General features: G+C 72.1%; 12 protein-coding genes. 7 read left to right on the forward strand and 5 right to left on the reverse strand.

Annotated elements, in window-relative coordinates; all coding sequences use genetic code 11:
* The first annotated feature begins 14 nt into the window (after positions 1 to 14).
* Complete coding sequence (locus ACFYTE_RS20075) at positions 15 to 956, forward strand: EamA family transporter (RefSeq protein ID WP_388711862.1); 942 nt, start codon at positions 15 to 17, stop codon at positions 954 to 956.
* A gap of 451 nt (positions 957 to 1,407) precedes the next feature.
* Here ACFYTE_RS20075 and pepN (ACFYTE_RS20080) read toward each other — a convergent pair whose 3' ends face one another.
* Positions 1,408 to 3,990, reverse strand: a complete 2,583-nt coding sequence (pepN, locus tag ACFYTE_RS20080; protein ID WP_388711865.1) for an aminopeptidase N — start codon at positions 3,988 to 3,990, stop codon at positions 1,408 to 1,410.
* A 219-nt stretch (positions 3,991 to 4,209) separates the two neighbouring features.
* On the opposite strand from pepN (ACFYTE_RS20080), the gene ACFYTE_RS20085 reads away from it, so the two are divergent.
* Positions 4,210 to 4,557 carry a type II toxin-antitoxin system PemK/MazF family toxin gene (locus ACFYTE_RS20085; protein ID WP_388711868.1) on the forward strand — a complete coding sequence of 116 codons (348 nt, stop codon included), beginning with the start codon at positions 4,210 to 4,212 and terminating at the stop codon, positions 4,555 to 4,557.
* Between the two features lie 46 nt (positions 4,558 to 4,603).
* Here the strand turns inward: ACFYTE_RS20085 and ACFYTE_RS20090 are convergent, their stop codons facing one another.
* Positions 4,604 to 5,620: an aspartate-semialdehyde dehydrogenase gene (locus ACFYTE_RS20090; RefSeq protein WP_388711871.1), complete on the reverse strand. Its 1,017-nt coding sequence runs from the start codon at positions 5,618 to 5,620 to the stop codon at positions 4,604 to 4,606.
* A 396-nt stretch (positions 5,621 to 6,016) separates the two neighbouring features.
* On the opposite strand from ACFYTE_RS20090, the gene ACFYTE_RS20095 reads away from it, so the two are divergent.
* Positions 6,017 to 6,553 (forward strand): sigma-70 family RNA polymerase sigma factor, encoded by a 537-nt coding sequence (locus ACFYTE_RS20095; protein ID WP_351730683.1) that lies wholly within the window; start codon positions 6,017 to 6,019, stop codon positions 6,551 to 6,553.
* Between the two features lies 1 nt (position 6,554).
* Positions 6,555 to 7,286 carry a hypothetical protein gene (locus ACFYTE_RS20100; protein WP_388711875.1) on the forward strand — a complete coding sequence of 244 codons (732 nt, stop codon included), beginning with the start codon at positions 6,555 to 6,557 and terminating at the stop codon, positions 7,284 to 7,286.
* Between the two features lie 86 nt (positions 7,287 to 7,372).
* Here ACFYTE_RS20100 and ACFYTE_RS20105 read toward each other — a convergent pair whose 3' ends face one another.
* Positions 7,373 to 10,681, reverse strand: coding sequence for a S8 family serine peptidase (locus ACFYTE_RS20105; RefSeq protein ID WP_388711878.1), 3,309 nt, complete (start codon positions 10,679 to 10,681; stop codon positions 7,373 to 7,375).
* A gap of 288 nt (positions 10,682 to 10,969) precedes the next feature.
* Between ACFYTE_RS20105 and ACFYTE_RS20110 the strand changes: the two genes are divergently transcribed.
* From ACFYTE_RS20110 to ACFYTE_RS20120, 3 genes are all read left to right on the forward strand, one after another.
* Entirely contained in the window at positions 10,970 to 11,461 is a 492-nt protein-coding gene (locus ACFYTE_RS20110) for an NUDIX hydrolase (protein WP_388711881.1), read from the forward strand.
* Between the two features lie 200 nt (positions 11,462 to 11,661).
* Positions 11,662 to 13,410 carry a TIGR03767 family metallophosphoesterase gene (locus tag ACFYTE_RS20115; protein ID WP_388711884.1) on the forward strand — a complete coding sequence of 583 codons (1,749 nt, stop codon included), beginning with the start codon at positions 11,662 to 11,664 and terminating at the stop codon, positions 13,408 to 13,410.
* Positions 13,411 to 13,523: 113 nt separating this feature from the next.
* Positions 13,524 to 14,663, forward strand: a complete 1,140-nt coding sequence (locus tag ACFYTE_RS20120) for a serine hydrolase domain-containing protein (protein ID WP_388711887.1) — start codon at positions 13,524 to 13,526, stop codon at positions 14,661 to 14,663.
* An 89-nt stretch (positions 14,664 to 14,752) separates the two neighbouring features.
* On the opposite strand, the gene ACFYTE_RS20125 is transcribed toward ACFYTE_RS20120, so the two are convergent.
* Both ACFYTE_RS20125 and pepN (ACFYTE_RS20130) read right to left on the reverse strand, forming a co-directional pair.
* Positions 14,753 to 15,790 (reverse strand): hypothetical protein, encoded by a 1,038-nt coding sequence (locus ACFYTE_RS20125; protein ID WP_388711890.1) that lies wholly within the window; start codon positions 15,788 to 15,790, stop codon positions 14,753 to 14,755.
* 193 nt (positions 15,791 to 15,983) lie between these two features.
* Complete coding sequence (pepN, locus tag ACFYTE_RS20130; RefSeq protein ID WP_388712269.1) at positions 15,984 to 18,569, reverse strand: aminopeptidase N; 2,586 nt, start codon at positions 18,567 to 18,569, stop codon at positions 15,984 to 15,986.
* Positions 18,570 to 18,689: the final 120 nt, after the last annotated feature.

Below are 18,689 nucleotides of genomic sequence, written 5' to 3' on the forward strand. Positions count from 1 at the left end.
AAGGGTGCCACCCCATGCCCGCCAGCCGCCCGGCGCTCATAGCGCTCACCGCCCTCGCCCCCGTCTCCTGGGGTACCACCTACGTCGTCACCACGGAGTTCCTGCCGCCCGACCGGCCGCTGTTCACCGGCCTGATGCGGGCGCTGCCCGCGGGTCTCCTCCTGCTCGCGCTCGCCCGGGTGCGACCCCATGGCGCGTGGTGGTGGAAGGCGGCCGTACTCGGGGCCCTCAACATCGGCGCGTTCTTCCCGCTGCTGTTCCTGTCGGCTTACCGGCTGCCGGGGGGCCTTGCCGCCGTCGTCGGCTCCGTGGGCCCGCTGTTCGTCGTCGCCCTGTCCGCACCCCTGCTGGGGCAGCGGCCCACCATGCGCACGCTGCTCACCGGGGTCGCCGCCGCCGTCGGTGTCAGCCTGGTCGTGCTGCGGGCGGTCGGCGCCCTCGACCCCGTCGGCGTGCTCGCGGCGCTCGCCTCCGCCGCCTCGATGTCCACCGGCACCGTCCTGACCAAGCGCTGGGGCCGCCCCGAGGGCGTCGGCTCGCTCGCCCTCACCGGCTGGCAGCTCACCGCGGGCGGACTGCTCATCGCGCCCGTCGCGCTCCTCGTCGAGGGCGCGCCGCCCGCGCTCGACGGCCCGGCGGTCGGCGGCTACGTCTACCTCGCCCTGGCCAACACGGCGGTCGCCTACTGGCTGTGGTTCCGCGGCATCGGTCGGCTCACCGCCACCCAGGTCACCTTCCTCGGCCCGCTGTCCCCCCTCACCGCGGCGGTCATCGGCTGGGCGGCCCTGGACGAGGCCCTGACCCCGGTCCAACTGGCGGGAATGGCCCTGGCGTTCACGGCAACGGTGGCCGGCCAGACGGGCACACGCCCACCGAGGCGTCGACCGTTCGCATCCACCGAAGGCAGCGGCCGGAGGGACCCGCTGGACGCGGCGGCTTCGAGACCGCAACGGTAGGACCGGCCGGCGCCGTCGAGCGAGCGGCCTCCCTCAACAGCCGAGCCCGCCCGAACCACCGCCGCAGAACAGCCGAGGACGTGCCGCGCCGGGCCGGGAGCGGGAGGGCGGCGAGCCGGGAGCGGGTCGCGCATGGCCCGGGAGGGTGCCCCGGGACGGCCCCTTCGGGTCGCGGCCGGGGCGGCTCTGAAGCGCCGAGAACGCGCCGGCCGGGGGCCGAGAGAGCCGCGCGGAGTGTCCTTCTCCGGCTCCCCTCGCAGGAGCACGTACACGGTCAGAACCGTCGGCGGCCCCGACCGCCGGGCCGGGAGCGCGCACCGAAGGACCCGAGAGCGCGCCGGGCCGGGAGCGCGGAAGCGGCGAGCCGCGCGCCGAAGGAGCGAGAACGCGCCGGGCCGGGGGGCGAGGGGCGCCGCACACGGCGCCTCTCGACCCCCCGGCCCGCCGGCGGTTACGCGGTTGTCGCTGCCGCGTCCGCCGCCTGGGCGTTCAGGGCCCGTTGCACGCCCGCGCGGGACTCCGAGACGAGGCGCCGCAGGGCCGCGTTGGGCTCGGCCGAGGCGAGCCAGGCGTCCGTCCTGCGCAGGGTCTCCTCGGACACCTGGATCGACGGGTAGAAACCGACCGCGATCTGCTGGGCCATCTCGTGCGAGCGGGACGCCCAGATGTCCTTGACGACCTCGAAGTACCGCTCCGTGTAGGGCGCCAGCAGCTCACGCTGATCGCTCTGCACGAAGCCGCCGATCACCGCCTCCTGGACGGCGTTCGGGAGCTTGTCGGATCCGATGACCGACTCCCACGCCTCCGCCTTGGCCTCCGGCGTCGGACGGGCCGCGCGCGCGGTGGCCGCGTGTCGCTCGCCGGCCGCGGTCCTGTCCCGCTCGTACTCGCCCGCGATCTCCGCCTCGTCGAACCGCCCCACCGCCGCAAGCCGTTCCACGAACGCCCAGCGCAGGTCCGTGTCCACGGCCAGCCCCTCGACGGTGTGCGTGCCGTCCAGCAGGCTCTCCAGCAGGTCCAGCTGCTCCGGCGTCCGCGCGGTCGCCGCGAACGCCCGGGCCCAGGCCAGCTGGTGGTCACTGCCCGGCGCGGCGGAGCGCAGATGCGCCAGCGTGGCGTCCGTCCAGCGGGTGAGCAGCGCCTCCCGGGCGGCGGGGTCGGCGTACTGCTCGATCGCCAGCTTCACCTGCCGCTGGAGCGACTGCACCACGCCGATGTCGGACTCCTTGCCGATGCCGGACAGCACCAGGGACAGGTAGTCGCGGGTGGCCAGCTCCGCGTCCCGGGTCATGTCCCAGGCCGATGCCCAGCACAGGGCGCGGGGCAGCGAGGACGCGAAGTCGCCGAGGCGGTCGGTGACGAAGGCGAGGGACGCCTCGTCCAGCCGGACCTTCGCGTACGACAGGTCGTCGTCGTTGAGCAGGATCACGGCCGGGCGGCGCCGCCCGGTCAGCTGCGGTACGGCCGTCAGCGCGCCGTCCACGTCCAGCTCGATCCGGTCGTCCCGCACCAGCTTGCCGCTCGCCTCGTCGAGTTCGTACAGGCCGACCGCGATGCGGTGCGGGCGCAGCGTAGGCTCGCCCTTGGCGCCGGCGGGCAGCGCAGGGGCCTCCTGGCGGATCGCGAACGACGTGATGACGCCGTCGGCGTCCGTCTCGATCTCCGGCCGCAGGATGTTGATGCCGGCCGTCTCCAGCCACTTCTTCGACCAGGTCTTCAGATCGCGGCCGGAGGTCTCCTCCAGGGCGCCCAGCAGGTCGGACAGGCGCGTGTTGCCGTACGCGTGGCGCTTGAAATAGGCCTGCACGCCCGTGAAGAACTCGTCCATGCCGACGTATGCGACGAGCTGCTTGAGCACGCTGGCGCCCTTGGCGTACGTGATGCCGTCGAAGTTGACGAGCACGTCGTCCAGGTCGCGGATCTCGGCCATGATCGGATGCGTGGAGGGCAGCTGGTCCTGCCGGTAGGCCCATGTCTTCATGGAGTTGGCGAAGGTGGTCCACGCGTGCGGCCACCGGGAGTCCGGTGCGTGGGCCTGGCAGGCGATGGAGGTGTAGGTGGCGAACGACTCGTTCAGCCACAGGTCGTTCCACCACTCCATGGTGACCAGGTCGCCGAACCACATGTGGGCCAGCTCGTGCAGGATGGTCTCGGCCCGCATCTCGTAGGCCGCGTCGGTCACCTTGGACCGGAAGACGTACTGGTCCCGGATGGTGACCGCGCCCGCGTTCTCCATCGCGCCCGCGTTGAACTCCGGCACGAAGAGCTGGTCGTACTTCTCGAACGGGTACGCGTAGTCGAACTTCTCCTGGAACCACTCGAAGCCCTGCCGGGTCACCTCGAAGATCGCGTCCGAGTCCAGGAACTCGGCGAGCGAGGGACGGCAGTAGATGCCGAGGGGCACGCTCCGGCCGTCCTTCTCGTACATGCTGTGCACGGAGTGGTACGGGCCGGCGATCAGCGCGGTGATGTACGTCGAGATGCGCGGCGTCGGCGCGAAGACCCAGACGTCGTCCTTGGGCTCGGGCGTCGGCGAGTTGGAGATGACGGTCCAGCCCGTCGGCGCCTTCACGGTGAACTGGAAGGTCGCCTTCAGGTCCGGCTGCTCGAACGAGGCGAAGACCCGGCGGGCGTCCGGCACCTCGAACTGGGTGTACAGGTACGCCTGCTCGTCGACCGGGTCGACGAAGCGGTGCAGTCCCTCGCCGGTGTTCGTGTACGCGCAGTCGGCCACGACCCGCAGCACGTTGCGGCCCGTCAGCAGGCCGGGTAGGGCGATCCGGGAGTCGGCGAAGACCTCGGCCGGGTCGAGCGGGTCGCCGTTCAGTGTCACCTCGTGGACCGTGGGGGCCACCAGGTCGATGAAGGACTCGGCGCCCTGTTCGGCGACGTCGAAGCGCACCGTGGTCACGGACCGGTAGGTACCTCCCCCACTCTGCGCCCCGGAGAGGTCGAGATCGACCTCGTACGAGTCAACGGTGAGCAGCTTCGCCCGCTGCTGAGCCTCTTCGCGAGTCAGGTTTGTGCCAGGCACGCGGTCATCTCCTCGTTATGTGTGCGTTGCACCATCCTTCCACGGGTCGTCCACGGAACGCGATGTCCGGATCCCGCCGGTGACCGGGACGGACGCGCGCCGGACTGGGGGCATGACGACGTGACCCGGAGGTTGAGGAGTACGCGGAGGCGTTCGCCGAGTGGGACGGCAGCGAGGACGCGGAGTTCTGGGACCGGTTCTCGGGGGACGGGCTGAGCGATGAAGCGCGGTGACATCTACCTGGTCGACTACGAGCCGGCACGGGGCAGCGGGGCGAACAAGGCGCGTCCGGCCGTGATCGTCTCGAACGACGGCGCCAACGCGGCGGTCGAACGAACGGGCCGTGGCGTCGTCACGCTGGTTCCTCTGACGTCGAACACGGCTCGCGTCCATCCGTTCCAGGTGCTGCTTCCCGCCGACGAATGCGGTCTTCCCAAGGACTCCAAGGTGCAGTGCGAGCAGGTGCGTGCGCTCGCCCTGGAACGGCTGCTGCGGCCGATCGGATCGGTGCCCCGGCAGCACATGGCGGAGATCGACGTGGCCCTGCGCAGGCACCTCGCCCTGTGAACCACACGAGGGTGCGCCCACGCGGTGGGCGCACCCTCGTGTGGGGTCAGGCCGTCAGCTCGGCGGCGACCAGTTCCGCGATCTGGACGGCGTTCAGGGCCGCGCCCTTGCGCAGGTTGTCGTTGGACACGAACAGGGCCAGGCCGTTGTCCACCGTCTCGTCGCGGCGGATGCGGCCGACGTACGACGGGTCCTGGCCGGCCGCCTGGAGCGGGGTCGGGATGTCGGTGAGGGCCACGCCCGGCGCCTCGGCGAGCAGCTCCGTGGCCCGCTCCGGGGACAGCGGACGCGCGAAGCGCGCGTTGACCTGGAGGGAGTGGCCGGAGAAGACCGGGACGCGGACACAGGTGCCGGAGACCTTCAGGCCGGGGATCTCCAGGATCTTGCGGGACTCGTTGCGCAGCTTCTGCTCCTCGTCGGTCTCGTTCAGGCCGTCGTCGACGAGGTTGCCCGCGAAGGGCAGCACGTTGAAGGCGATGGGGCGCTTGTAGACCTGCGGTTCCGGGAAGACGACGGCCGAGCCGTCGTGGGTGAGCCGGTCCGCCTCGGCCACCACCTTCTGGGCCTGCCCGTGCAGCTCCGCCACGCCCGCGAGGCCCGAGCCGGAGACCGCCTGGTAGGTGGCGACGACCAGCGCCTCCAGGCCCGCCTCCCGGTGCAGCGGCTTGAGGACCGGCATCGCGGCCATCGTCGTGCAGTTCGGGTTGGCGATGATGCCCTTGGGCCGGTCCGCGACCGCGTGCGGGTTCACCTCGGAGACCACCAGGGGCACGTCCGCATCCCGCCGCCAGGCCGAGGAGTTGTCGATCACGACGGCGCCCTGGGCGGCGACCTTCTCGGCCAGCGCCCGGGAGGTGGCGCCGCCCGCGGAGAACAGGACGATGTCCAGGCCGGTGTAGTCGGCGGTCGCCGCGTCCTCCACGGGCACGCCGTCGAGGACCGTCCCGGCGGAACGGGCGGAGGCGAACAGGCGCAGTTCGTCCACCGGGAAGTTCCGTTCGGTGAGGATCCTGCGCATGACCGTGCCGACCTGTCCGGTGGCTCCGACGATTCCGACCCTCACGGCGACTCCCTCTACGTTGTGCTGTCCGCGTGTTCCGTTGTGTTCCGCTGTGTTCCGCCTGTGTGCTGCGGGCGCTGCCCGCAGGTACGGCCCGGCGGAGGCCTTTCCATCATGCGGCCCGGCCCGGTCCGCATGTCCAATTCTTTGCCGGGCACGGCCGACGACCGGGCCGCCCGCGCCCGGCGGCCGACCCGGTGTGTTCCGTTCACACCCCCGTTGAACTGGAGAAATTCCCCCGCGGATGCCGTTGCGCCGCAAGCTGTGCTGCCTCCCCGCTGCCCACCGCCGACGCCGCCACACGGCGGTGTGACGTACGCCTCCACCCGCCCGGAGAATTCCCCGAACGTTCCGGCCGCCCGCGGCGTCGTAGGAGAAACGTGGTGAGGGGGGTGGCTTGTGCTGCGCAGAAGGGCCCGGCGCGGCCCGGAGCCGATCGCCGGCCGGGGCGACGATCCGCTGGACGCGGCCCAGGAACGCCGGGTGCGGGCGGTGCTGGCACTGGGCGGCGTACCGCAGGCGGACCTGCCGGACGGGGTGCAGCAGGTCCGCCTGCGGCTGCTGGAGCGGGCCGCGAAGGGCGAGGAGGCGCCGCGCGATGTGTCCGCGTGGGCGGCGGTCGTGGCCTCCAACCTGGCCATGGACTGGCACCGGGCCAAGCGGCGCCAGGAACGGCTCGGCGAACGGCTGGCCTCGCTCCGGCAGGCGGACCACCCCTCCGGCGAGGAGACCAGCCTGCTCTCCCTCGCCGTCGCCCAGGGCCTGGACGACCTGCCCGACGCCCAGCGTCAGGTCCTCGTCCTGCGGTTCTACGCCGATCTTCCGGTGCGCGGGATCGCCCGGGAACTCGGCATCCCCGAGGGCACGGTCAAGAGCAGGCTGCACACGGCGGTCCGGGCCCTGCGCGCCCGCCTGCACGAGGACGAGGTGGTGTGACATGACCGCCGAGCACGATCCGCACGACGGCACCGACGCGCTGCTGGCCGCGATCACCGGCGAGGCGGGCCCGGAGACGGCCGGCACGGACCCCCGGGCCGTGGCCGAGCACCGCTCCGCACAGGCCGATGTCGCGCTGCTGCGGGAGCAGCTGAGGATCATCGGGGACGCGCTCGCGGCGCCCGCCCCGGCCGAGAGCCCCGCGCCGCCGCGCACGCCGCGGCCTCAGCGCACCCGGCGCCGCCTCCCTGCCCTCGTCTTCGGCGCCCTGGCCGTGGCCTGCGCGGTGACCGTCCTGGCCGGCCTGGGCTGGCTGCTGGCCCGGCCCGGCACCGGCCTCTCGGCGGGCGCCGACGACAGCGCGGCCAAGGCCGAGAGCCGTTCCGACAGCCGTTCCGACAGTCAGTCCGACAGCGGCTCGGCCTACCCGGCGGTGTGCGCCCGGCTCGTGGTCGAGGGCGATGTGGTCGACGTCGAGGCGGTGCCCGGCACCGCCTCGGAGCGGGTCACCCTGCGCGTGACCCGCTACTACCGGCCCGAGCGAGGCGAGGCCGAGGTCACCGTGGTGACGGACGGGGCCGTCGCGCCGCGTCCGGGCGAGCACGTCCTGCTGGCCGTCCCGCGCGGCGCCGACGCGCCCGACCTGTGGGTGACGGACGGGCGGGAGATCGCGGAGCAACGCACGAGCGTCGAACGGGGCCTGGCGGTCACGCCCGCCGCCGGGTGCCCGTGAGACACGGCGAAGGGGCGGGCGCCCGCCGGGCCGCCCGCCCCCTGCCCACCGCGGCACCGTGACACGGTGCCCACGACGTCATGACGTCACGGCGTGACCTTCCCGATCTGCACGCTGCCGGCGCCCGCGACCGTGCCGCGCGCGTTCACCAGCTGCACCCGGCCGAAGAAGTCGCGCCCCTCCGGGGGCGGCGCGGCGGCCGTGACCTGTCCGGTCACCGTGGCCGATGCGCCCGTGCCGAGCTTGACCGGCGTCGTCGTGTCGACCGTGACGGTGCCGAGCGTGGCGGCGAAGAACACGTCCCGGTAGTCGTAGTCGGCGGAGCCCGCAGGCACCGAGTAGCCGTAGACCTCGACGGTGTAGGTGCCCGCGGCCGGTTCGGCGATGGAGACCGCCTCCTCCGAGTCGCCTTCCGCGGACTGGGCGACCTGGTTGCCGTCGGCGTCGTACACGGTCAGGTCCAGGTCGGCGGCGGTGTCGGAGACATTGCCGATGGCGACGTCCAGGGACTGGGCGCCCTCCGGCACGGTCACCTCGGTGATCGCGCTCTCGCCCTCCTCGATGGCGGGCCGGTCGGACTTCGCGGAGCCGAGCGGACCGCCGACCAGCTTGCCGTCCAGGGCGGCGAACCGGTTGGTGACCTTCCAGGAGGCGGTGGCCGGGACGCCGACCTTAGCCTCGGGCACGGTCACGGTCGCCGGGTCGAAGGCCGCGCCGAGGACGGTGACGTCCAGCTTGTACGGGTTGTCGAGCAGCGGTGAGGTGCGGCGCGACTCGACCTCGACCTCCCAGACCCCGGCCTGCGGGTCGGCGTACGAGCGTACGTCGGGCCGGCAGCCGTTGCCGTTCAGATAGTTGTTGTAGCAGTACGGCGTCGAGGTCTCGTCGACCGGAACGCCGTACGGGTGGACGGAGATGAACCGGGTCTGGCTCTTGTCCTTCAGCCCGCCGATCGCGACCTCCAGGGACTTGGCGCCCTCGGGGACCGTCAGGAAGTACGACTGCGTGCTGTTGCGCTGCACCGAACCCGACGCGGAGTAGGTGTAGTCGACCGGCGCCGCGACCACGACCGTGGTGAGGATCTGCTTGTCGACGCCCTGCGTCTTCGGGTCGTCGACCTCCAGGATCGCGCTCTTGAGGCCCGCGGACCTCGGGGCGGCCTGGACCTTGACGGTCACCGGCTGGTTCAGCGGCAGCCTCACCCGGTCCGAGCCGACGATCCGGAAGGTGTCACCGGCGTTGTTCTCGATGTGCAGCTCGTGCCGGATCGCCTTGTCCGCGCCGGAGGTACGGGTGATCGTGACGTCGTACGTCTTCTTCTGCCCGGCCTTCAGCCCGCCCTCGCGGTCGTACAGGCCGGTGCCGAAGCCCGGCGTCTTCAGCGCGAAGTCGATCGCGGTGTCGACCGGCGCCTTGACCGTGTAGTCATGGGCGCTCGCGCCCTTCCGGACGGCCTTCCACGCGTCGACGATGTTGATCAGGCCCGCGCCCTCCTCGTACGCCTGCGCACCCTTGATGTGGTCGGCGGTCGAGGTGAGGGCGGTGCGCAGCGTCGCCGGGGTGAGGTCGATGTGCCGCTGTTTCGCGGCGCTCAGCAGCAGGGCGCTCGCGCCGGCCGCCTGCGGGGAGGCCATCGAGGTGCCCTGGAGCATCGAGTATCCGGCCGGCAGGGAGTAGCCTGCCTCGGCTACGGGGCCGCCGGGCAGCCAGGTCTGGGTGGTGTTGATCGCGGCGCCGGGCGCGGTCAGGGTCGGGGTGAAGCCGCCGTCCTCGCGCGGTCCGCGGGAGGAGAAGGGCATCATCGCGTACTTCTTCTCCACCTGGGAGCCGTAGTTGGCGGCCCAGGTCGCCTTGGAGATGCTGGCGCCGACCGAGATCACCTTGTCGGCCAGGCCCGGGTCGCCGATCGTGTTGGCGCCGGGGCCCGAGTTGCCCGCGGAGATGATGAGCTGCACGCCGTAGGTGTCGATGAGCCGCGTGTACAGCTCGGTGCGCGCGTTGTTGCCGTCGTTGAGGGCCGGCAGGCCGCCGATCGACATGTTGACGATGTCGACGCCGCGGTTGGCCACGAGGTCGATCATGCCCTCGGTGAGCGCGACGTTGGTGCAGCCGCCGCTCCAGGTGCAGGCGCGGGAGGAGACGATCTTCGCGCCGGGTGCGGCGCCGTTCATCTTCCCGCCGAACAGTCCGTTGGCGGAGGTGATGCCGGCGACGTGCGTGCCGTGCTCCGACTCGATGACGCCGATGTTGACGAAGTCGGCCTTCTTGCCGACCCAGGACCCGCCGTAGGGATCCATCGGCACGTCCTTGCGGATCTGCACGACGAACGGCTGCCGCTCGACCACGTCGGTCTTCGGGTCGTCGGTGCCGAAGTAGCCGACCTGGTGGCCGTCCTTGTACGGCTTCATCGGCGTGTCGTCGCCGAAGTCGTTGTTGTTGTTCAGGTCGACCCGGACCGTGCCCGCCGCGGGGTCGTAGAGCACGCCCCAGGAGTCGGTGGTGTCGCCGTCCCGGTTGGCGTCGCCCTTCGCGTCGCCGCCCGTGGTGGCGGACTCCCGGAAGAGGTTGATCTGGTAGGAACCCGCCGGGGCCGTCCAGTTCTGGCCGTCGTAGCCGAACGACGGCCCGGAGACGGCGCTGACCATCGGCCGCCAGGTCTGGTCGCTGTCCACGATCGGGTCGGTGGCCGTCACCCAGTCGACGATCTTCCGCTCGCCGGTGGTGGTCTTCTGCAGCGCCGGGTGGCCGAGGTCGACGCCGGAGTCGAGGATGCCGATGGTGACGCCGCGGCCGTCCGCCTTCGGGTTCTTCTTCACGAAGTCGACGGCGCCCGTCTCGAAGGACGGGTTGTACGGGTTCTCGGCGGGGGTTTTCCTGCCCGGTGCCGGATAGGTCTTCGCCGTCGTGGCGGACCCGGCCTTGCCTGCGGTGTCCCCGGCGGGCGTCGGGTCGTCGAGCGGGATCTCCTGGCGCAGGTCGATGGCGTGCACCGAGGAGAGTTCGGCGGCGGCGGCGATGGCCGCGTCCGCCTTACCGGTCGGGACGGTGGCACGGACGTAGCCCAGCTCGTCGTAGGTGCGGCCGACGGAGCCGCCCTTGACCGCGTCCAACTGCTCGGCGACCTGCGCGGTCCGGCCGGGCGCGGTGGCGATCATCATCGTGACGTTCTTCTCGCCGGCCGCCCTGGCCTCGGCGAGCAGGTCGGCGTCGTCCGAACCCAGCTTGTCGTGGGCGGGTTTGACGCCGGGGTCGGCCGTCGCCGCGGTGGTGGTCGCGGCGAAGGCCAGGGGTATCGGGCCGGCCGCGGAGAGCGCGGCCACCAGACCCGCGGCCACGGCGATGCGGGCCACGCGTCTCGCGCCCGGTATCGGGTCGCTCTTGGGGGAGAGGGTCATCGGCATCCCTTGTAGGTAAAGGAACGTTGAGCACGGCAGTCCGGATTTCGGTGCCGGACGATCGCTCAGCTTTACCCAAAGGTGAGAACTTTGGGGAGAGTTGACCGTGGCGTGAGGGAGGTATGGCGTACATCCGCCATACGCCATGGGGGACTTAGGTGTCCAAAGGGCGATCTTTCGCCGATTGTTTCGAGATCGTTAACGCGTGCACCGGCGGAATGCCGTCGCCCCGTCGCCCGGCCCGCCGCCCCGTTCCCGGACCGGGGGTGCCACGGCTAACGTCGGCCCGTGCGCAACAGACTTCGGGTGGCGGCCTACGCCGTGTGCGTCCGCGACGGACAGATCCTGCTCGCCCGCTCGCCCGCCCCCGCGGGTCCGCCCGAGTGGGTGCTGCCCGGCGGCGGCATGGAGCACGGCGAGGACCCCTACGACACGGTGCGCCGCGAGGTGCGCGAGGAGACCGGCTACCGCATCGAGGTGACCGCACTGCTCGGCGTGGACTCGCTGCGCCGGACTGTGCCGCACCGCTTCGGCCGCACCGTCGACCACCACGGCGTACGGCTCGTCTACGAGGGCCGGATCACCGGCGGCGAACTGCGCAACGAGGTCAACGGCTCCACGGACCTGGCCGCCTGGCAGGAGCTGTCCGCGGTGGCCGGCCTGAATCGGGTGCCGCTCGTCGACGCCGCGCTGCGGCTGTGGCGCGAACGCCCGGCCGTGGGACGGCCCCAGGCGGCGCCCGGCGGCCGTCCCCTACCCCCGCAGATGAACCCGGAGTGACCGGCCGCGGGCCGCCCGCGGTCCGTCACATGACCGCGCACCGTACGCGGTGATCCACGTACGGTGATCGGCGCCGCACGTTGCCGCCTCGTTCACGCGCAGGTCACCCCCGGTGCCAACGATCCAGAGAGAGCGGGATGTTCGCAATGGCGATCGCCCGCGACCACTGCCGACGCGTTCGCACTCGGGGAGATCGCGCCATGTCGCGCACACGCTCTGTCGTCACCTCCGCTCTGGGGGTCAACCGCCGTACCGTCCTCGCCGCCGTCGGAGCGGTGTCCCTGTCCGCGGGCGTCGGTTACGCCCTGCGCCCCACCGACAGCCAGGCCGCCACCGGCTCCGAGGCGCCCCCCGCCTCCTCCCGGAAGGCGCCCGCGCCGCCCCTCGCCCCCTACACCAGAGGCACCACCGTGGACACCGTCGCCGCCCCGCGGGGCGGCTCCGGCTACCGGCGCCTCGGCGACGGGCCCGGCTGGCCGCGGGTGGTGCGCGACGAACTGGCCGCGCCCAAGTCCGGCCGCGCGGACCGCCGTACCCCGCTCGCCGCGTTCGTGCAGCTCACCGATCTGCATCTGATGGACGTCCAGCACCCGCTGCGGCTGGAGTTCCTGCGCTCCACCGACCCGCACGCCTGGCGCCCGCACGAGGCGCTGACCGTGCCGGGCGCCGTCTCGCTGGTCGAGCGGGTCAACGCGCTGCGCGGCGCGCCGGTCACCGGGTCGCCGCTGCACTGCGTCATGACCACCGGCGACAACACCGACAACAACGCCCACTCCGAACTGGAGTGGTTCATGAAGGTGATGAGCGGCGGCACCATCACCCCCAACTCCGGTGATCCGCGGCACTACGAAGGCGTCCAGAACAGCGGCCTCAAGATGTTCTGGCAGCCCGACTCGGCGCTCCGCGACCGGGACAAGGCGTTCGGATTCCCGCGGCTGGAGGGCTATCTGGCGGCCGCGGTCCGTGCGGTGCGCAGCCCCGGCCTGAAGCTGCCCTGGTACTCCACGGTCGGCAACCACGACTCCCTGCCGCTCGGCTGCTACGGCTCCCACGGCGACCCCTATCTCACCGAGTACGCGGTCGGCGGCAGGAAGCTGATGAGCCTGGACGCGGCCGAGGCGAAGAAGCTCCAGGACACCATCAAGAACGCCACCGACCCGCACGGCGCGGGCTTCCGGGACCTGCTCAAGGCACACGCGCGGGACCTGCGGTCCATCACACCCGACGAGAAGCGCGCCCCGTACACCCCGGCCGAGTACCTCAAGGCCCATCTCGACCCGGCGCACACCGGATCCGGGCCGGTCGGCCACGGTTACTCGTCGGCCAACGTGGACGCCGGCACCCAGTACTACACGTTCCGCATCACCGACGACGTGATCGGCATCAGCCTGGACACCACCGACCCGGGCGGCCACTACGAAGGCTCCATCGGCACCGCCCAGTTGAACTGGCTGGACAAGACCCTGCGGGACAACGAGGACGCGTACGCGATCGTCTTCAGCCACCACACCAGCGGGTCGATGGACAACGCCCGCCCCGATCCGGACCGCCCCGGCGAGCGCCGGCACGACGGCGCCGCGGTCGTCTCCGTCCTCACGCGCCACGCCAACGTGCTGGCCTGGGTGAACGGGCACATCCACCGCAACGCCATCACCCCGCACGCCGCCGCCGGCCGCCGCTCCTTCTGGGAGATCTCCACCGCCTCGCACGTCGACCATCCCCAACTCGCCCGCGTGATGGAGCTGGTGGACAACAAGGACGGCACCCTGTCGCTGTTCACCACGCTCGTCGAGTCCGCCGCACCGCACCGGTCCGACTATGCGGACCTGTCCCAGACCGGCCTGGCCACCCTCTATCGTGAACTGTCCTTCAACGCCCCCGGCGCCAACAGGACGCTCGCGGGCTCCGCGGCCGACCGCAACACGGAGCTGGTGCTGAAGAAGGGCTGAGCCACAAGGGCCGGAACGCGCTCAACCGGTCCACGGCGAGGCAACCTCCGCCACCGCCTCGGTGTCCCTCCCCGCGATCCAGCTCAACGAGCCCAGCAGGTAGGGGGAACGACATGTCCGTACGTACGGCAGTGGTGGGAGCGACGGTCGTGGTGCTGTCGTCGGCGCTCGCGGGACCGGCGCTGGCGGCCGGGCCCGCCGGGGGAGCCGACGGCCACGCGGCCACCCGCCGGGCCATCGAGGCCGCGGTCGCCGACGGCGTGCCCGGCGTCACCGCGGGGGTCCGGGACGCCCACGGCGCCTGGTCGGCGACGGCGGGCGTCGGCGACACCCGCACCGGCGCACCGCGCTCCGCCGCCGACCGCTACCGCGTCGGCAGCATCACCAAGACCTTCGTCGCCACCGTTCTGCTCCAACTGGACGCCGAGGGCCGGGTGTCGCTGGACGACCCGGTGGACACCTGGCTGCCCGGGGTGGTGCGCGGCCACGGCCACGACGGCCGCGGGATCACCCTGCGCATGCTCCTGAACCACACCAGCGGCATCTACAACTACACGGCCGACGACACCTTCGGCCGCACCTACTTCCTCAAGGACGGCTTCTTCCGGCACCGTTACGACACCCTGACCCCGGGCGAGCTGGTGGGGATCGCCATGCGCCACCGGCCGGACTTCGCGCCGGGCACGTCCTGGAACTACTCGAACACCAACTACGTCCTGGCGGGCATGGTGATCGAGCGGGTGACGGGCCGCCCCTACGCCGAGGAGATCGACCGGCGGATCATCCGCCCGCTGAAGCTCAAGGGCACCTCGGTGCCGGGCACCCGGGTCACCCTCCCGCGGCCGAGCAGCCGCGCCTACTCGAAGCTCGCGCAGACCACGACGGGCCCCTCGTACGACGTCACGCGGCTGAACCCGTCCATCGCGTCCTCCGCGGGCGAGATGATCTCCGACTCGGCCGACCTGATCCGGTTCTACCGGGCCCTGCTCCGCGGCGATTTGCTGCCCGTGCGGCAGCTGAAGGAGATGAAGACCACGGTCGAGGCCGGCGGCACGCCGAACACGGGCTACGGCCTCGGCCTCATGGACCGCACCCTGTCCTGCGGCGTCCACGTCTGGGGGCACGACGGGGGCATCCACGGCTCCGGCTCCTCGGCGGTGACGACGGCCGACGGCCGGCACGCGCTGGCGGTCAACTTCAACGGGGACTGGGCCGGGAACATGGACGCCGTGCTGGAGGGGGAATTCTGTTAGCCACCGTTTCAACGGTGTCGTGACGGGCCGTCGGCCGGCTGCGGCGGCAGCGGGGCTGGTCCAACCGCAGCCGGTCTCGCTCGGCCCGATCACCGGGGCAGGACCAGGACGTGGGCGGCCGGGGGCCGGTCGCCGGCCGCCATCAGTGCGGTGCGGACCACCGCCGCCTGCTGGTCCAGCGACTCCCGGAGCTTCCTCGGGGAGATGTGCACGACCGTGATGCCGAGGCGCTCCAGATGCTCACGCTTGCGCGCGTACTCCGACCAGAGCGCGTCCTCGTCCTGGCGCGCGGCCCGGGTGTCCAGCTCCACCGCCACCGCCTCGTCGGGCCAGTAGGCGTCCAGGCCGCCGAGGTGCGGGCCGCCGGGCAGCCGCAGGTCCACGTTCCACACGGGGTCCGGCAGGCCGTGCTCCCGCACCATCCGGTACAGGCGGTCCTCGGCGAGGGCCCTGCCCTCGGCCAGCAGCGAGTCCACCGCGTCCACCACGTGCGGCCGGCCCAGCAGCCTGGCCTGGTGCAGCTCGCGGACCACGGCGGTGGGCTCGCAGTGGCCGGCGCGGACCGCCTCGGACAGCAGCGGACGCACCTCGTGCGCCTCCGCGAGGTCCGCGACCGCGTCCGCCACGGCCCGCGGCACCGGCGCCACCGGCAGGCCGGTCACCTGCTGCGGGGTGGGCATGACCGGCGTGCGGACGATGCGCACCGCGTCCGTGGAGCGCAGCCGCCGCGCGCGCGGGACCAGCACGTCGATGCGGTCCAGGCCCGGCAGCGGGGGCGTCGAGGCGAAGCCGTGCAGGGCCAGCGCGGCCAGCCCGGTGATCATCGCCTCGGCGTACACGGGGCCGTGCGGCCCTTCGGGGCTGGGCTGCGGCGGCACGCCCGTACCCGGGACGCGGGCCGCGTACAGCAGCGTCGCGTGCAGGCGCTCCTCGCTCGTGGGCGGCCCGGAGCGCAGCAGCACCACGCCCGGCAGCAGCTGCTGCCAGGGGCCGCCGGGGCGGCACCGCTCGGTCAGCTCGGCCGCCGGGACGCCGTGCTTGCGCAGCTGTGCCGCGGTCAGCACCCGGCGGTGGATGTCGCTGAGGTGGTGGAGGGGGCGGGGGGAGAGCGGGGTGTTGTGGGTCATGATCTCCAGATTCCCGCCACTGGACGGCCCTGTAACCGCTGTTACACGCTCGTCGACAAATACGGACAAGACGGCACTAAAGGACGGTTGTTCGGATGCCGAGTAGACACCGAAAACCCCTGGTCCGTTCGGGTGCGGTCCAGGGGTTACGGCTGCTATTGACCGAATTCCGTAACGGTCACGGACGGACCGATCATTGGCCAAAGGTGCCGGCGTCGCGGGCCTGCCCGCGCAGCGCCCGCGCCAGGTCGTCCCGCGCCTCCAGCACCAGCCTGCGCAGCGCGGGAGCCGCCTCCCGGTGGGACTCCAGCCACCCGTCCGCCGCCGCCAGCGTCCCCGGCGAGTCCTGGTAGGCCGGGAACAGGCCCCTGACCACGTCCATGCCGATCTGGATCGACCGCTCCCGCCACACCCGCTCGATCGCCGCGAAGTACTTCTGAGCGTACGGCGCCGTCAGCTCCCGCTGCGAGGGCTGCGCGAACCCCGCGATGGTCGCCTCGACCAGCGCGTTGGACAGCGCCTCCGACTCCACCACCTGCGCCCACGCCTGCGCCTTGACCGCGGCCGAGGGCCGGGCGGCCAGACAGCGGACCTGGTGCCGCTTGCCGGACGCCGTGTCGTCGCGGGCCAGCTCCGCCGCGAGCACGGCCTCGTCGGCGGCCCCGTGGGCGGCGAGCGGCTCCAGGAACGCCCAGCGCAGCTCCTGGTCCACCTCCAGGCCGTCGATCTTCGTGGTGCCCTCCAGCAGCTCACGCAGCAGCCCGAGGTCCGCCTCGCTCGACGCCACCGACGCGAAGAACCGCGCCCAGGCCAGCTGGTGCTCGCTGCCCGGCACGGCCCGCCGCAGCTCGTCGAGGGCGCCGTCGGCGACCAGCCGCTCGCCCGTCGCCCGCCACTGCGGCGCCGCGTAGTGGACCAGCGCCGAGTTCGTCCACGCGTGCAGCATCTGCACCACGCCGATCTCGCTCTCGCGGCCCGCGAAGCGCAGCACCAGCTCGACGAAGTCCCGGGCCGGCAGCAGCGCGTCCCGGGTCAGGTTCCACAGCGCCGACCAGCACTGGGCGCGGGCCAGCGGGTCCGTCAGGGCGCCCAGCCGGTCCCGGAGCGTGGCCAGCGAGGTGGCGTCGAGCCGCGTCTTGCAGTACGTCAGATCGTCGTCGTTGACCAGCACCAGCTCCGGGGCGGCGGCGCCGGCCAGCTCGGCCACGACGGTGCGCGGGCCGTCGACGTCCGTCTCCACGCGCGCGTACCGCTCCAGGTCCCCGGCCGGGGTGCGGCGGTACAGGCCCACCGCCACCCGGTGCGGACGCAGCCGGGGATGCGACTCGGGCGCCTCCTGGAGCACGGCCAGTTCGCCGACCCGGCCCTCGGCGTCCAGCAGCACCTGCGGGGTCAGTGTGTTCACCCCGGCCGTCTGGAGCCAGGACCGGGCCCAGGCCGCCATGTCCCGGCCGCTGGTCTCCTCCAGCACCGACAGCAGGTCACCGAGCCGGGTGTTGCCGTACGCGTTCCGCTTGAAGTAGCGCCGGGCCCCCTCAAGGAAGGCGTCCTCGCCGACGTACGCGACGAGCTGCTTGAGCACCGAGGCGCCCTTCGCGTACGTGATGCCGTCGAAGTTGAGCTTGGCGTCCTGGAGGTCGCGGATGTCCGCCGTGACCGGATGCGTGGAGGGCAGCTGGTCGGCTCGGTACGCCCAGGCCTTGCGGCGGTTGGCGAAGGTGATCCAGGCGTTGGTGAAACGGGTCGCGCCCACGTTCGCGTACGTACCCATGAAGTCCGCGAACGACTCCTTGAGCCACAGGTCGTCCCACCACTCCATGGTGACCAGATCGCCGAACCACATGTGCGCCATCTCGTGCAGGATGACGTTGGCCCGCGCCTCGTAGGACGCCTGTGTCACCTTGCCGCGGAAGATGTACTCCTCGCGGAAGGTCACCAGACCCGGGTTCTCCATCGCGCCCAGGTTGTACTCGGGCACGAACGCCTGGTCGTACTTCCCGAACGGGTACGGGCAGTCGAAGTGGTCGTGGAAGAAGTCCAGACCCTGCTTGGTCACCAGGAAGACGTCGTCCGCGTCGAAGTGCGGGGCGAGGCCCTTGCGGCACATCGCGCCCAGCGGGATCTCCAGCCGCGTACCGTCCCCGAAGGTCCGCTCGTAGGAGTCGGTCACATAGTGGTAGGGGCCCGCCACCACACAGGTGATGTACGTCGAGATGGGCTTGGTCTCGGCGAACCGCCAGACACCGTCGGCGCGTTCACCGGCCCCGTTGCTCCACACCGTCCAGTCTTCCGGCGCCCGCACCTCGAAGCGGAACGGGGCCTTGAGGTCGGGCTGCTCGAAGTTCGCGAAGACGCGGCGGGAGTCGGCCGGCTCGTACTGGGTGTACAGGTACACCTCGCCGTCCTCCGGGTCGACGAAGCGGTGCAGGCCCTCGCCGGTACGGGAGTAGGCGCACTGCGCGTCCACCACCAGCTCGTTCTCGGCGGCCAGCTCCTCCAGCACGATCCGGGAGCCGTCGAAGACCTCGCTGGGGTCGAGGTCCCTGCCGTTGAGCGAGAGCGCGGTCACGCTCGGCGCGATCAGGTCCGCGAAGCTGGACGCCCCGGGCTCGTTGCAGCGGAAGCGGATCGTGGTGACTGAGCGGAAGGTGCGCGGCGCACCGTCCCCGGCCCCGTCGCCGACGGCCGACCGTACGTCCAGGGACACCTCGTACCCGTCGACGGACAGCAGGGCGGCCCGCTCCCGGGCCTCGTCGCGGGACAGATTCTCACCGGGCACGGGCGGCACTCCCTCGTTGGTGCGGTGGGGCAGGGTCCGGCCGGTGCCGAACAGGACCGATCCTGCCATGAGCTGCTGACAGGGGTCAGCAGGGGAATGACGCGACGGACCGACGCGTTG

The sequence above is a fragment of the Streptomyces sp. NPDC004629 genome, from assembly GCF_042873595.1.
In the GTDB taxonomy this organism is placed as follows: Bacteria; Actinomycetota; Actinomycetes; order Streptomycetales; family Streptomycetaceae; genus Streptomyces.

Bases quoted from the DNA above. Each gene is read 5' to 3' on its own strand.
- ACFYTE_RS20075 (WP_388711862.1), top strand. From the start codon at position 15: ATGCCCGCCAGCCGCCCGGCGCTCATAGCGCTCACCGCCCTCGCCCCC.
- ACFYTE_RS20085 (WP_388711868.1), top strand. From the start codon at position 4,210: ATGAAGCGCGGTGACATCTACCTGGTCGACTACGAGCCGGCACGGGGC.
- ACFYTE_RS20100 (WP_388711875.1), top strand. From the start codon at position 6,555: ATGACCGCCGAGCACGATCCGCACGACGGCACCGACGCGCTGCTGGCC.
- ACFYTE_RS20105 (WP_388711878.1), bottom strand. From the start codon at position 10,681: ATGACCCTCTCCCCCAAGAGCGACCCGATACCGGGCGCGAGACGCGTG.
- ACFYTE_RS20115 (WP_388711884.1), top strand. From the start codon at position 11,662: ATGTCGCGCACACGCTCTGTCGTCACCTCCGCTCTGGGGGTCAACCGC.
- ACFYTE_RS20120 (WP_388711887.1), top strand. From the start codon at position 13,524: ATGTCCGTACGTACGGCAGTGGTGGGAGCGACGGTCGTGGTGCTGTCG.
- ACFYTE_RS20125 (WP_388711890.1), bottom strand. From the start codon at position 15,790: ATGACCCACAACACCCCGCTCTCCCCCCGCCCCCTCCACCACCTCAGC.